Annotated in this window: 14 protein-coding genes; 9 read left to right on the top strand and 5 right to left on the bottom strand. The window is 37.0% G+C overall.

All coding sequences use genetic code 11. The features are described 5' to 3' along the window. The first annotated feature begins 217 nt into the window (after positions 1-217). Both COE25_RS20615 and COE25_RS20610 read left to right on the top strand, forming a co-directional pair. The gene (locus COE25_RS20615; protein ID WP_066253749.1) at positions 218-418 is read left to right on the top strand and encodes a cold-shock protein; all 201 of its coding nucleotides are present in this window, start codon (positions 218-220) and stop codon (positions 416-418) included. A 179-nt stretch (positions 419-597) separates the two neighbouring features. Continuing rightward, positions 598-1,428, top strand: a complete 831-nt coding sequence (locus COE25_RS20610; protein ID WP_098933939.1) for a hypothetical protein — start codon at positions 598-600, stop codon at positions 1,426-1,428. 196 nt (positions 1,429-1,624) lie between these two features. On the opposite strand, the gene COE25_RS31750 is transcribed toward COE25_RS20610, so the two are convergent. Continuing rightward, on the bottom strand, positions 1,625-1,753 hold the full coding sequence (locus tag COE25_RS31750) for a hypothetical protein (RefSeq protein WP_257208911.1): 129 nt from the start codon (positions 1,751-1,753) through the stop codon (positions 1,625-1,627). A 143-nt stretch (positions 1,754-1,896) separates the two neighbouring features. Between COE25_RS31750 and COE25_RS20605 the strand changes: the two genes are divergently transcribed. Both COE25_RS20605 and COE25_RS20600 read left to right on the top strand, forming a co-directional pair. Further along, the gene (locus COE25_RS20605; RefSeq protein ID WP_098933938.1) at positions 1,897-2,991 is read left to right on the top strand and encodes an MBL fold metallo-hydrolase; all 1,095 of its coding nucleotides are present in this window, start codon (positions 1,897-1,899) and stop codon (positions 2,989-2,991) included. 357 nt (positions 2,992-3,348) lie between these two features. Beyond that, complete coding sequence (locus tag COE25_RS20600; RefSeq protein WP_098933937.1) at positions 3,349-4,824, top strand: SulP family inorganic anion transporter; 1,476 nt, start codon at positions 3,349-3,351, stop codon at positions 4,822-4,824. 45 nt (positions 4,825-4,869) lie between these two features. Here COE25_RS20600 and COE25_RS20595 read toward each other — a convergent pair whose 3' ends face one another. Both COE25_RS20595 and COE25_RS20590 read right to left on the bottom strand, forming a co-directional pair. Beyond that, positions 4,870-5,745, bottom strand: a complete 876-nt coding sequence (locus tag COE25_RS20595) for a permease (RefSeq protein WP_088087016.1) — start codon at positions 5,743-5,745, stop codon at positions 4,870-4,872. A gap of 74 nt (positions 5,746-5,819) precedes the next feature. Beyond that, positions 5,820-6,143 carry an ArsR/SmtB family transcription factor gene (locus COE25_RS20590; protein ID WP_098933936.1) on the bottom strand — a complete coding sequence of 108 codons (324 nt, stop codon included), beginning with the start codon at positions 6,141-6,143 and terminating at the stop codon, positions 5,820-5,822. Positions 6,144-6,680: 537 nt separating this feature from the next. Between COE25_RS20590 and COE25_RS20585 the strand changes: the two genes are divergently transcribed. Both COE25_RS20585 and COE25_RS20580 read left to right on the top strand, forming a co-directional pair. After that, positions 6,681-8,039 carry an MATE family efflux transporter gene (locus tag COE25_RS20585; protein ID WP_098933935.1) on the top strand — a complete coding sequence of 453 codons (1,359 nt, stop codon included), beginning with the start codon at positions 6,681-6,683 and terminating at the stop codon, positions 8,037-8,039. 309 nt (positions 8,040-8,348) lie between these two features. Next, positions 8,349-8,717 (top strand): hypothetical protein, encoded by a 369-nt coding sequence (locus COE25_RS20580; protein WP_098933934.1) that lies wholly within the window; start codon positions 8,349-8,351, stop codon positions 8,715-8,717. A 35-nt stretch (positions 8,718-8,752) separates the two neighbouring features. Here the strand turns inward: COE25_RS20580 and COE25_RS20575 are convergent, their stop codons facing one another. Both COE25_RS20575 and COE25_RS20570 read right to left on the bottom strand, forming a co-directional pair. Next, positions 8,753-8,950, bottom strand: coding sequence for a hypothetical protein (locus COE25_RS20575; RefSeq protein WP_098933933.1), 198 nt, complete (start codon positions 8,948-8,950; stop codon positions 8,753-8,755). A gap of 135 nt (positions 8,951-9,085) precedes the next feature. Then, the gene (locus COE25_RS20570; RefSeq protein ID WP_098933932.1) at positions 9,086-9,283 is read right to left on the bottom strand and encodes a hypothetical protein; all 198 of its coding nucleotides are present in this window, start codon (positions 9,281-9,283) and stop codon (positions 9,086-9,088) included. A gap of 197 nt (positions 9,284-9,480) precedes the next feature. Here COE25_RS20570 and COE25_RS20565 point away from each other — a divergent pair, with 197 nt between their 5' ends. From COE25_RS20565 to COE25_RS20555, 3 genes are all read left to right on the top strand, one after another. Beyond that, complete coding sequence (locus COE25_RS20565; RefSeq protein WP_098933931.1) at positions 9,481-10,467, top strand: LacI family DNA-binding transcriptional regulator; 987 nt, start codon at positions 9,481-9,483, stop codon at positions 10,465-10,467. Positions 10,468-10,623: 156 nt separating this feature from the next. Further along, positions 10,624-12,057, top strand: a complete 1,434-nt coding sequence (locus tag COE25_RS20560) for a sucrose-specific PTS transporter subunit IIBC (protein WP_098933930.1) — start codon at positions 10,624-10,626, stop codon at positions 12,055-12,057. A gap of 67 nt (positions 12,058-12,124) precedes the next feature. Further along, the gene (locus tag COE25_RS20555) at positions 12,125-13,606 is read left to right on the top strand and encodes a glycoside hydrolase family 32 protein (RefSeq protein ID WP_088087023.1); all 1,482 of its coding nucleotides are present in this window, start codon (positions 12,125-12,127) and stop codon (positions 13,604-13,606) included. The last annotated feature ends 128 nt before the right edge of the window (positions 13,607-13,734 follow it).

Raw genomic sequence — 13,734 nt, 5'->3', positions numbered from 1 at the left:
AAAAAGACAATAGTATTTCTACAATATTTTTACAAAAGAAATAATAAATTCCTAAGATATATTTGCATTATTCGGGACCATCTGTTATAGTTAAGGAGAATTATTTTTGTTAGTCGGTAAGGATGAAAAAAGGGAATACTGCTTTTTGTCTAAAAGATCGAACTGAGCAAGGATAGTAATTTTATGTGTGCAAAGCACACAGCAGGAGGAAACACAAATGGAACAAGGTAAAGTAAAATGGTTTAATGCAGAAAAAGGTTTTGGATTCATCGAGCGCGAAGCTGGAGACGACGTATTCGTACACTTCTCTGCTATCCAAGGCGAAGGTTTCAAATCTTTAGACGAAGGTCAAGCAGTGACTTTTGAAGTTGAACAAGGTCAACGTGGACCACAAGCAACTAACGTTCGTAAAGCATAATCTAAACCACATAAATGTGAATGAAAAGGCTCTCTTGTAGAGCCTTTTTTTAATTTCAAACAATTTATACGCAAATACATAAAAATACCGCAGGGAGAAGAGGAAAAGCTCTTTCCCTTTTTTATTGGCAGAAGTTGAAATATAATGAAATCACATACATAGTGGAAGGAAGTGTTAGGATGATCATCCAGCGTCCTCAATTAGAGCAGTCCGAATTGACGAAGTATATTCCGCCCAAAGGTGAATATGAAACATTCCGTGATATGGACCATTACAAAGAGAAACTCAAGGAATGGGGTTTATCCTCAGCGAGAGAAGCGAAAAAAGAATTCTGGTACAAGGATCGAAACTATCAGCGCCAAGTAACTATTAAAGGGTATGAAACTTACGGGAGAGCATTGGATATTAATACGCTTGTGATTGAATTCCAAGATGGAAATCTCACCTGTATCCATCCAGCCTATTTAAAAGAAATGCAGCAATCGAGCTTTGGAAAAGAAAGCTTGTTAACATTTGATGAAAAAGAAACGGTTGCACCCGATCTTGTGACTGTGGACGAAAGTGAACCAATAATTGCAGAGGCAATCACAGAACCAGCCGAAAAACCTGCAAAAAAAGAAGCAACTAAGCCACCAAAAGCAAAGGAACCGAAACCTAAAAAGGAGAAGGCTCCAAAACTCGAACTTCCAGTGGACAAGGTCCATTTTACTGCCAATGTAAAACAGTTCGCGCTCGTTTACAATCCGTTTAATGAGGAAAATGATGAAGTTGTTGTCTTAGAAAATGTTCAGATTGTCAACGAGGAAAATCCACTAGAAATCGGTCTAGCCTGGTGCAGCCATAGTAAGACACTCAAAAAGTTTGAATTGGCAATACGGGATGCACTTGAATTCGATGGTAAAGTTGCTGCTAAGAAACTTGGAAAAGGAAAAGATATAGACGAAGAATTCTTAGTAGATGTCCCGGTCTTGTATAAAATCAATAACCCATCAAAAATCGTTAAAAAATAGGACACTCTTTTAGAGGTCCTATTTTTGTTATATCCGCCGTGTTGATTTAAGGAAAATAAATCTCCAATCGATCCTCGCCCTTATTTAATATATAGTAGTTTTGAAAATCAATGTTTTTCGTACAGGTGTCATATTTTTTCAATAATATGGTTAGGTAATTCCCATCCCTCTTCATAAATATCAGCTGTTCATTTAATTACTGGATAGAATCAAAGTGGAATCCGTCCCTCTTCCATAAAAAATCCTCATCATTATTGTAGTTAAGAATTACTTGACGATTGTGATAGCATTCAAAATCAGCTACATCCTTCATTTGTATTTCCATATCAAATATCACCAATCCCTTTGCATATATTTTAGAAAATATAAGGTTCGAGGTGGTGATTGGAATCACATCCTGATAGAAAAGTGAAACCATTGATGATACGATGGAGGAATGACAAACATGTAAAAGGAAGAGGTACCTGTATGATCGCACTGATTATTGTTTTAGGATTAATTGGAATCACCTATTTTTTCCTAAGGTATTATCCCCCGTTTGGCAAAAAGGCTTCGAAGGAGAGGCTTAGGAAATATGAGCAATCCGAAAACTTCTCTCATCAAAGGAAATTCGTCAACCGCGTTCCAACAATAATGGAAAATGGCTTTAAAGAAACGGTTTCGATATTAATTGATTTCATCAAAGGTAATCCCAATGGAAGACCTAAAAATGCCATCCGAATGGAAAAATTAAAACTTTCGGATCGACAGGATGTTACACAACCAAAAATCACCTGGTTTGGGCACTCGGCTCTACTTTTAGAATTGGATGAAAAAAGAATACTATTAGATCCGATGTTTGGCTGGGCACCTACACCATTTCCAATCTTCGGCATAAAGCGCTATAGCAAAGGACTCCCATTTATCATTGAAGATCTTCCAACGATTGATATAGTCATCATCAGTCACGACCATTATGATCATTTGGATTATGGATCGATTAGAAAAATAAAGGAAAAGGTCAAACAATTTATTGTCCCGTTAGGTGTGGGGAGCCACTTAGAGAAATGGGGAGTGAGTCCAGAAATCATAATAGAGCTAGATTGGTGGGATGAGCTTCATCATGAAGGACTTAAGATTTCTTCCACACCAGCAAGGCATTTTTCAGGCAGAAGCCTAACAGACCGCGATGCGACCCTTTGGTGTTCATGGGTAATAAAGGGGGAGGATACTAATATCTTTTTTAGTGGGGACAGCGGGTATGGGCCACATTTTAAAGAGATTGGTGCTAAATACGGTCCCTTTGATCTGACACTAATGGAATGCGGTCAATACGACAGGCGTTGGGCGGCAATTCATATGACGCCAGAAGAAACCGTCCAAGCACATCTGGATGTGAAGGGGAAAATAATGATACCAATTCATTGGGGAGCCTTTACACTAGCCTTACATGACTGGACGGATCCAATCGATAGAGTAACGAGCGCGGCCAAAACACAAAATCTTGCTATTTCCACGCCAAGAATTGGTGAAACTGTTTATATTGGTTCGGAAGTTTACCCAAATAAAGTTTGGTGGAAATAGAGTGACATAAGCTAAAGATTGATGTCCGCTATTTAAGTGGAATCAATCTTTTTTTGTTTGATCATTTATTACAGTTTAATTGATAAGAATCCTTTTTATTAAATACATTTTTGCTTCCCATCACTTTTCTCTAATTTTTTGGAGATAAGACGAAATCCAAAGGAAATGGCGCAAAACAAAGCAAATATAGATTGTGTCCGATTACATTGGATTTCACAAATTGTTCACAATCCGTTATACTTTTTTCTGTTAATAACGGAACCGACTTTCATGAGAGTTGAAAGTCAAGTTATAAATCAGAAACGACTTTACAGTAAGAATCTGTACATTTAGTGAAACAAAGGGAGAGATGCAATTTTGGATTTAAATAAAATTAAATATTCATGGTTTGGAAATACAAAGGGCGATATATTAGCAGGTATTGTGGTAGCACTTGCATTAGTTCCAGAGGCTATTTCTTTTTCTATTATTGCCGGTGTTGACCCAATGGTCGGATTGTATGCTTCGTTTTGTATTGCAATGACAATCGCGTTTGTTGGTGGTAGGCCGGGGATGATTTCTGCAGCAACAGGTGCCACTGCATTACTAATGGTGACATTGGTTAAAGACCACGGATTGCAATATTTACTGGCTGCAACGATTCTAACGGGTGTTTTACAAATCATTATGGGAGCTTTAAAGTTGGGGCGATTGATGAAATTTGTTCCCAGGTCCGTAATGACAGGGTTTGTTAACGCACTTGCGCTTCTTATTTTTGCGGCCCAATTACCGCATTTCGTAGGGGAGTCATGGCAAATGTATACCATGGTCGCAGGAGCGCTTGCCATTATTTATATCTTACCTCGTTTTACGAAGGCTGTCCCTTCAGCGTTGGTTGCGATTATTGTAGTAACAACGATTGCTATTTTTACGGGCAGTGATGTTCGGACCGTCGGAGATATGGGAGAATTAACATCCAAATTACCAGTCTTTTTGATTCCGGACATTCCATTCAACTTTGAAACACTTCAGATAATTTTTCCCTATTCATTATCGATCGCGATTGTAGGGTTGGTTGAATCACTTCTTACGGCAACAATTGTCGACGATCTGACAGATACAGAGAGTGACAAGAACAGGGAAGCCGTTGGACAAGGTATTGCGAACATTGTTTCAGCATTCTTTGGCGGAATGGCTGGATGTGCAATGATTGGTCAGTCTGGTATTAATATCAAATCTGGCGGCAGGGGCAGATTATCCACTTTTGTCGCAGGTGCGTTTTTATTAATCTTGATTGTTTCGTTAAGAGGATTCCTCGTGCAAATTCCAATGGCCGCACTTGTGGGTGTGATGATTATGGTTTCGATTGGAACTTTTGATTGGTCTTGCCTAAAGTCATTCAAAAAGGTGCCAATTACCGATACAATTGTGATGATTGTGACCGTTGTTACAGTAATACAGACTCATGACTTGTCTAAAGGGGTTTTAGCGGGAATCATCTTAAGTGCGATATTCTTTGCTTCAAAAATCTCACAAGTGAAAGTATCAAGTTCAGCTAAAGGCTCAAATAAAAAAATATATCATGTTACTGGGCAACTTTTCTTTGCTTCAGTAACTGACTTTGTAAACAGTTTTGATTATAAAGAAAACGTTAGTGAAATTGACCTAGACCTATCCAATGCCCACCTTTGGGATGATTCTGCGATTGGTGCGATTGATAAAGTAGTCATTAAGTACCATCAAAATGGAGTTAAAGTAAACTTAAAAGGATTAAACTCTGAAAGCAATAAACTGATTGAAAAACTTGCTGTTCACAACAAACCGGGTGGACTGGGAAAAGCAGTTGGCCACTAAATATATGAACGCTGGATAAGTAAAATCCAGCGTTCTTTTGCATGTTTACGATGATTCTAATAGGTAAAATACAAATCCGGATATAGTTGACATGGCAAATACAGATAAGACAAAGGTAAAAACCAGCTGTTTTTTAAAGATTGATTTTAATAGGATCACTTCAGGCAAACTAGCACCTGCAGAACTAATGATTATCGCCATGACAGGTCCTAATGCCATTCCTTTAGCAATAAAAATTTGTGAAATCGGGATCATGCTGGAAAGACGGATATATAAAGGGATCCCGATGATGGCGGCAATAGGAATCAGCCACCAATGTTCTTCGCCAAACACACTGGAAATCCATTCTGTTGGAACTAAACCGTGAATGACAGCGCCAATGGCAGCACCCATGATTAAATAAGGATAAACACTTTTCATTAAATCGAGGGTTTCCTTTAACGCCATTTTCACATTAAATTTTTGATTTTGTTCCTGATAACCTGTCATAACGACATTTTTTACAGATTTTTCAAAACCTAACTTTTCAAGTGTAAAACCAATAATGATCGAAAATACGGTAGTCAAAGCGGTGTAAATGGCCGTTACTTTCCAACCTAGGACAACTCCCATAAGGGTCAATATCGTAGGGTCAAGGACAGGGGAAGCAAACAGAAATATCATGACGATCCCAAAAGGCATTTTCTTTTTTAACATATTTACGACAACCGGTATCGTCGAACAGGAACAGAAGGGTGTAATAAATGCAAAGACAATTGCTGTAAAGGCAGCGAACAGTTTATTTTTCCCGGCAAACTTTTTTTCGATTTTCTCATAGGGAATAAAGCCCTGCAGTAGACTAATTATAAATGAAATGACGATAAACAGAACCGTTAACTCAAACGCAATTGATAAAAAACTTTTAAAGATGTCCATCCACATTTTAATTCCCCCTATTAATCAAATAATATTGATATATTAATCAAAAAAAATTGATTTATAACTTAAAAAAATAATCAGCAGGTTGGTTTGAATATGCAACAAAGTTCATGGGACAATAGATGATTTAATTCATCTTGATTCAACTGGTAGTAGCTCCAGGTACCCCTTGTTTCTTTTGAAATGATGTTTGCATCTAACAAGATCTTTAAATGATAGGACAGTTTTGATTGAGTCATATCAACGATTGGTGCGAGGTCACATACACACATTGAGCCATTTTGAGTTAAAATATTCATGATCTGCAGTCTCTTTTTATCTGCAATCGCTTTAAACTTTAACTCGTATTTTTCAAATACTTTCTCCAGGGATATATCCTGTAATTGGATTTCCTGTTCCATTTTTACACCTTCTTTATTAATCAATTTATCTTGATGCATTTATCATATGGTCAATTTTTTCATATGTCAATGTTTTTAATCAAGAAAAATTGATTTAGAAAAAAATTTCAATTGGTCCGTGAAAACAGTAAAATCATTTATAAATTTTTTTTGATAAAGTGGTTGCAAATAGAAAAAATTGTTAATATACTTTAATTATAAATCAAAAAAAGTTGATTTAACTTATAAATCAAAAATAATTGATTTATTAAAATTAACTTCAAAAAGGAGATGGGTAATATGAACTTTTTCAAAAAACTGACTGGTAAACCAACATCCAAATCTTCAAGTTGCTGTAATGTGGAGATCAAAGAGGTAACTGAAACTCAAGCGGGAACTTCTAATACAAACGAATCCTGCTGCACAGATGCAGCAGATGAGAAATCATCTTCCTGCTAAGGCAAACATTTCTAAGGTTCTTAAAATAATTGAGGAATAATAATCCAATATAGAGTATAATGAAGTTTCGGATTTTTATTTCTCAAGGAGAACCTGTATATGAATCAAACCTATACGTTAAAGGAAAAGACAAAGCAAATTTTTATTTTGTTGATTCCTATTTTAATTACACAGCTTGGCATGTTTTCAATGGTGTTTTTTAATACGATTATGTCAGGGAAGTACCATTCCACCGCTTTAGCCGGAGTAGCGATTGGGTCCTCGATTTGGAGTCCGATTTTTACGGGGATCAGCGGAATTCTTCTTGCGGTTTCACCAATTGCCGCTCAACGCTTTGGTGAAAAGAAGAGCAACGAAGTAGCATCAGTGGTGAAACATGGAATATATCTTTCCATTTTAATTGCACTCGTTGTCATCATCCTGGGATTCTTTTTGTTAGACCCGATCCTAGATTTAATGAAACTTGATTCCGGTGTGCAAAAAACTGCCTTTCATTATCTAGTCGGACTCAGCTATGGAATTCTTCCGCTATTTATTTTTAATGTACTTAGATCATTTATTTATGCACTTGGCAAAACAAGGGTTATTATGGTGATCATGCTTTTGTCGTTACCGTTCAATTTCTTTTTGAACTATGTGCTCATTTTTGGAAACTTGGGTTTCCCAGAGCTTGGTGGTGCAGGGGCAGGCTATGCAACATCGATTACGTATTGGGGGATTATGGGGATGACCGTGTTTATCGTTAAAACCCAAGAACCTTTCTCTAGGTACTCCGTTTTCGCTGATTTAAAAGAATTTTCTTGGGATAAATGTAAAGAGATATTAAAGATCGGTGTGCCGATGGGACTCTCTATATTCTTTGAAACTAGTATGTTTGCGGTGGTTACCATCCTACTAAGTAAATTTAATGTCACTACCATTGCTGCCTATCAATCTGCCTTAAATATTGTCTCTTTTCTATACATGATTCCGATTAGTATTTCGACGGCACAAACAGTCCTAGTCGGGTATGAAGTTGGGGCCCGTCGTTATAAAGATGCGAAACAATACAGCTGGTTAGGAGTTTATCTTGCCATCTTGATTGCCGTTGTGACTGGAGTATTAGTAGTGATATTTCGCTATCAAGTTGCCGGTTTATATTCGAATGAAACAGCCGTCATTAATTTAACCGCAAATTTCTTAATCTTTGCGCTATTTTTCCAAATTTGTGATGCCATCCAGGCAACTGCACAAGCTGCCTTAAGAGGATATAAGGACGTCAACCTTGCCTTTATCATGACACTCATAGCCTATTGGCTCATCTGTCTTCCATCAGGATATCTACTCGCACATTATACGAGTTTAGGAGCAAGAGGCTACTGGATCGGACTAACCATCGGCCTGCTCGCAGCCGGAATAGCCCTATCCATCAGACTGATATACATCCAAAAGCGGAAATTCGTCAGTAGATCGGTTTAACGGTCTCATTTATTGGTGTCATTTTTTTGTGTCAGGCACCACGGAAAGACAGTATTTCGATTATGTCCGTATGGAGTGGACACTTTGATATTGTTGGAAACAAAAAGGGTTACGTAGATTAGCTACGTGCCCTTTTTTGTTCATTTTCACATTTTAGGGTCACGTAGAGCACGTCTAAGTGCCTGTTTTTGTTTCTACTAACCAATTAGAGTCACGTAGAAAATTTAATAAATTATTGGCTTACTGAATTTTCCAATGGTAAAATATAGATGATGGTATGTTTCAAATCTGCAGGTGAGGTGACCCTTTATGGGAAGGGAAGTACACTTTAAAGAGGAAGAATTCGTACTGAAGTTAACAGGGCTTTTAAGCATTTTGGCATTAAAGTGGCAGTTGAAAATTCCTTACAAAGCGATTAAAAGTGTTTATATTGATGATTTTGATCCTCCAATGTGGATGCTTCGCATGCCTGGAACCGCCATTGCACCACTCAACATTTACGAAGGAAGCTTTAAGTTTGGTAATGAATGGTACTTCCTTTCATGTGAACATAGGGTACCACTTGTACATTTAGAATTAGAAGATTTTGGAAAATATAAATATGTCATTTTTGAAATTGAAAACCCAAGATCGGTATTGATTGAATTAAGAAAGAAATTAAGAGAGTTGGAAGAGTAATTAGTTCACGGAAAAAGTGAAAAAATGTAATGGTGTCAAGGCCATTGCATTTTTTTCCTTTTTGATTTACGTTTTTTAACTATACTTCTAACAATATAAATGCTGCCAATTAGAGCAAATAAATTTAATGGATCCCCAAGGTTAATATTCAAAGTGAAATTATTAGTTACCCTGACATCATTTTTATTGTTATTCGAACCTGGTTGATTATTAATTTCCTTCAATTCCTTCACAAAAAATCACCCCTCTAGTAAATATAGTATAATTATATTCACAAAAAATTCCAACTTTAAAAAGCTAGGCGTGAGTACACTAGTAATCTACAAAAATAATGACGCCATTCTATTAAGAATGGCGTCTAAAAAAGATTAATATAATTTTTTTAAGTTAAATAGTTTAGAGAATAAAGTTTGATTTTTATCAGTTACCTTTAATTCTTCCATGATTAATTTTTCTTGATTGATTGTGATCCAATTCTGTAATTCTTGTTTATCTTTACAAAGCGTATAATATGTTTCCCCACCTTTACCAAGTGCGTTGACAACATATCTACAAGTGTTCGCCATAATGTCCACCTTTAAAAATAAATTATTGTTTTCTATATGGATTATATCAGGCTTGAAAAAATAGTCCATCATTATTTTTCATCAAAAATCAGCAAATAAGGCCGTTTACATCGAATGTTTTATCTAATTTCGATTATTGAGTGGAAATTGTGTATAATACATTCATAATAGTGATTGGTTTAAATGGAGTTGAAGATATGATTACAATAGCGGATATAGCAAAACTGTCGGGTGTTGCAAAGAGTACGGTTTCTCGTTACTTAAACGGGGGATCTGTGGGTGAAAAAACCAGTAAAAAAATTGAAAGTGTCATTAAAGAAACGGGATATACACCTAATAAATTTGCCCAAAGCCTAAAAGCTAAGAAGACAAATATTATTGGCACGATTGTCCCAAGATTAGATTCATTCGCCACATCACAGACACTGATTGGGATGGATGACCAGCTAAGGGAACAAGGCTATCAATTAGTAATATCCAACTCAAGTCAGGATCTCGATCGAGAAATTGAAAACATATATAGTTTGGCCAAACAAAAGGTAGCTGGAATAATTCTTCTTGCAACCGAAATCACCGAAAGACATATTGAAGCCTTTGATAATATTCAAGTACCCACCATATTAGTGGGGCAGGAGCATACTAATTTTCACAGCGTTATCCACGATGATTATCAAGCCGCATACGAGTTAGGCCAATATATTCTGGAAAAAGGACATAGAAGAATTGCCTACTTAGGTGTTTCAGAAAGGGATATAGCAGTAGGTGTCAAACGAAAAGCTGGGTTCATGAAGGCAGTTTCAGAACAACCTGGGTGTGAAGTTCATTATTTTGAAACAAGCTTTAAAATTGAAGATGCAATCAAAAATGTCCCCAATATTATTAAAAGCTTCCATCCTACTATTATTGCTTGTGCAACTGATAATATCGCTTTAGGTGCTTTAAAAGCAGCAAATATGGAGGGGCTAACGGTGCCTGACCAGCTTTCTATTACTGGATTTGGCGGCTATGATGTCACGAAAATCACATTTCCAGGCATCACAACAGCTAAGTTTTTCTATAAAGAGGCAGGACATGTAGCCGCCATGAATATAGTTAAATTAGTTAATGAGGAACAAATAGAAAAAACAACACTTTCAAAATTTAAAATAATGGAGCAAGAAAGCGTTGACAAGGTAAACTATTAATCTTATAATCTAGATGAAACCGGTTCCACTTTAATACATCTAATTTTGGAACCGGTTCCTATTAAAACCACTTGGAACTCGTTCCTTTAATTGATTTTTTTTGAATAATTTCGGAACCGGTTCCGCAAAATAACTGATAGGATAGGGTGATTGTTGATGAATTACAAAAAGATTGCTGAAGAGATACTTGATGCAATTGGTGGTAAGGAAAATGTATCGGCGGCAGCACACTGTGCAACAAGATTAAGAATGGTTTTAAACGAAGATGAAAACATTGATAAAGCTAAATTAGAAGAAATGGATGTAGTTAAAGGTACTTTTTCAACGGGTGGTCAATTCCAAATTATCTTGGGGTCAGGAACAGTAAATGAAGTATACAAGGAACTCGCTAAACTAACAGGATTATCTGAAATGTCTACTAAGGAAGTTTCCAAAGCAGGATCAAAGAAGTTAAATCCTATTCAACAATTTGTCAAAATGCTATCGGATATCTTTGTTCCGATTATTCCAGCCATCGTTGCCGGCAGTTTATTAATGGGAATCAATAATCTCTTAACTGCTAAGGATTTCTTTATTGCAGGAAAGTCATTAATCGAAGCTTATCCAAATATCGCCGATTTGGCTGGACTTATAAACACGTTTGCTAATGCAGCCTTTGTATTTTTGCCTATTTTAATTGGCTTCTCCGCAACACAGCGGTTTGGTGGTAACCCATATCTTGGAGCCGCACTTGGAATGCTCATGGTCCATCCTGACTTATTAAATGGTTACGGGTATGCTGATGCGGTAGCTAAAGGCGAAGTTCCAATTTGGAAGATTTTTAACTTTGAAATCGAAAAGGTAGGTTATCAGGGCTCTGTGCTTCCTGTCCTAGTTTCATCATTTGTTTTAGCAAAAATTGAAACATTTTTACGAAGAAGAGTCCCTTCTTTCCTTGATAACTTAGTTACACCATTATTATCTATTTTTATCACAGGAATTCTTACGTTCACATTAATCGGACCGATCACTCGTGGAGCGGGTAATCTCTTGACAGACGGTTTAGTTTGGTTATATGACACAACTGGATTTATCGGCGGGATATTATTTGGTCTTGTTTATGCTCCAATTGTTATCACTGGAATGCACCATAGCTTCATCGCCATTGAAACGCAGCTCTTGGCTGATATTGCAAAAACTGGCGGTTCATTCATTTTTCCAATCGCAGCCATGTCCAATGTGGGTCAAGGGGCGGCAACGCTGGCAGTCCTTGCACTGACTAAGGATGCGAAAGTAAAAGGAGTAGCTTCTGCTGCAGGTATTTCAGCACTTCTTGGTATTACCGAACCAGCCATGTTCGGGGTTAACCTTAAGTTAAAATATCCGTTTATTGGTGCAATCGTTGGCTCTGCCGTAGGTTCCGGCTTTGTTACTTTGTTTAAAGTGAAAGCTATTGCTATGGGGGCTGCTGGTTTACCTGGAATCATTTCTATTAAACCAGGAACAATTACTTTCTATATTATCGGCATGGCGATTTCTTTTGCTGCGGCTTTCCTAGTTACTATTATTCTCGGGAAACGCGATGCGAAAAAGCAAGTATCAGCCAAATAGATATTTATAAAATCGGAAAGGGAATCATTAATGATTCTCTTCCATTTATTTAAGGAGTAGAAACATTATGGAGTGGACTAAAGAGAAAAGATACCGCCGAATTGAAGATGAAAGCCCTGAAGCAATGCAGGAATTAATGAAAAAGGTAAATGCTTGCCCTTGGAGGCAATCGTTTCATATACAACCTAATACAGGTTTACTAAATGATCCAAATGGCTTTGCTTTTTATAATGGTTACTATCATTTATTTTATCAATGGTTTCCATTAGGACCTGTCCATGGGTTGAAATATTGGTACCATGTGAAATCAAAGGATCTAGTGCATTGGGAAGACGAAGGAATAGGCATTGCACCGGGGGATTTTTTCGATAGCCATGGAGCATATTCAGGCAGTGCAATTGAACAGGATGGAAATTTATTTTTGCTGTATACAGGGAATACACGCGATGTAAATTGGCAAAGGCATCCATATCAATGTTTGGCTGTTATGAATGAACAAGGAGATATTGAAAAAGAGAACCTGCCAGTAATCTCAACTGTACCAAGTGGTTATACAGACCATTTTCGTGATCCAAAGGTGTGGAAGTCTGAGGATGGCCAATATTATACAGTTATTGGTGCACAACGTGATAATTTAACCGGTACTGCTGTCCTTTATCGTTCGTCCAATTTAAAACAATGGAACTTTGAAGGAGAATTAGCAACGGAGCTAGAGAATTTTGGTTATATGTGGGAATGCCCGGATTATTTTGAACTCGCCCATCAAGGCATTTTTGTATTTTCTCCTCAAGGGCTCGAACCCCATGGCGATGATTTCCACAACATTTATCAATCAGGGTATATTCTGGGAAAGAAGCTAGACCTGCCGAATAGAAATTTCGGCCACGGTGATTTTCGTGAGCTTGACCGCGGCTTTGATTTTTATGCCCCGCAAACGACACTTGGACCGGATGGGAGAAGAATTCTCATTGGCTGGATGGGATTACCGGAAATAGAATATCCAACGGATCCTAACGGCTGGGCTCATTGTTTAACAATTCCTCGCGAACTAAAGGTGAAAAATGATAAATTAATCCAACAGCCAATAGAAGAAATGAAACTGCTTCGAAAAGTTGAACAAAAAATTACGGACTTTATTGAGAATGATGTGAAAAGCTTCCCAGGTATGAATGGTACAACCTTTGAATTGTATTGTGAAATGTCTGATATTTTTGCAGAAGAATGTGGAATCGAGTTTCGGGCGAATGATACGAAAAAAACCGTAATTAAATATCATCTTGCCGAACAAAAGGTGATTTTGGATCGCAGTTATTCTGGTGAGGAGGTTGGGATTTCTTACGGGACAAAAAGAGCATGTCACCTTAATAGCAATAAGATTTCGATTCATATGTTCGTAGATACCTCTTCTGTTGAGATATTTATTAATGATGGGGAAGAAGTCTTTACAGCACGGATTTTCCCAGAGTCAGATTGTGACCAAATTAGGTTCTTTGCTTCAAAAGGCAGTGTTATGTTCAATATAAAGAAATGGGATTTAAAGAAGAAGTAGGTGTGAATTATTTCTTACATTGTTTATAGAAATAAACTAAAGCTGTTGAGTTAATCCACAGCTTTTTGTTAACTATTTAATTACATTATAATCATGTATAGAAGCTCCAATTATATTTGAAAACCTCG

The sequence above is a fragment of the Bacillus sp. AFS031507 genome (genome assembly GCF_002584635.1).
Lineage (GTDB): Bacteria > Bacillota > Bacilli > Bacillales > Cytobacillaceae > Neobacillus.
This window is presented reverse-complemented; position numbering and strand designations above follow the sequence as displayed.

Excerpts from the sequence above, each read along its gene's own strand:
- COE25_RS20615 (WP_066253749.1), top strand. The coding sequence starts at position 218 with ATGGAACAAGGTAAAGTAAAATGGTTTAATGCAGAAAAAGGTTTTGGA.
- COE25_RS20610 (WP_098933939.1), top strand. The coding sequence starts at position 598 with ATGATCATCCAGCGTCCTCAATTAGAGCAGTCCGAATTGACGAAGTAT.
- COE25_RS31750 (WP_257208911.1), bottom strand. The coding sequence starts at position 1,753 with ATGGAAATACAAATGAAGGATGTAGCTGATTTTGAATGCTATCACAAT.
- COE25_RS20605 (WP_098933938.1), top strand. The coding sequence starts at position 1,897 with ATGATCGCACTGATTATTGTTTTAGGATTAATTGGAATCACCTATTTT.
- COE25_RS20595 (WP_088087016.1), bottom strand. The coding sequence starts at position 5,745 with ATGTGGATGGACATCTTTAAAAGTTTTTTATCAATTGCGTTTGAGTTA.
- COE25_RS20590 (WP_098933936.1), bottom strand. The coding sequence starts at position 6,143 with ATGGAACAGGAAATCCAATTACAGGATATATCCCTGGAGAAAGTATTT.
- COE25_RS20585 (WP_098933935.1), top strand. The coding sequence starts at position 6,681 with ATGAATCAAACCTATACGTTAAAGGAAAAGACAAAGCAAATTTTTATT.
- COE25_RS20580 (WP_098933934.1), top strand. The coding sequence starts at position 8,349 with ATGGGAAGGGAAGTACACTTTAAAGAGGAAGAATTCGTACTGAAGTTA.
- COE25_RS20570 (WP_098933932.1), bottom strand. The coding sequence starts at position 9,283 with ATGGCGAACACTTGTAGATATGTTGTCAACGCACTTGGTAAAGGTGGG.
- COE25_RS20565 (WP_098933931.1), top strand. The coding sequence starts at position 9,481 with ATGATTACAATAGCGGATATAGCAAAACTGTCGGGTGTTGCAAAGAGT.
- COE25_RS20560 (WP_098933930.1), top strand. The coding sequence starts at position 10,624 with ATGAATTACAAAAAGATTGCTGAAGAGATACTTGATGCAATTGGTGGT.
- COE25_RS20555 (WP_088087023.1), top strand. The coding sequence starts at position 12,125 with ATGGAGTGGACTAAAGAGAAAAGATACCGCCGAATTGAAGATGAAAGC.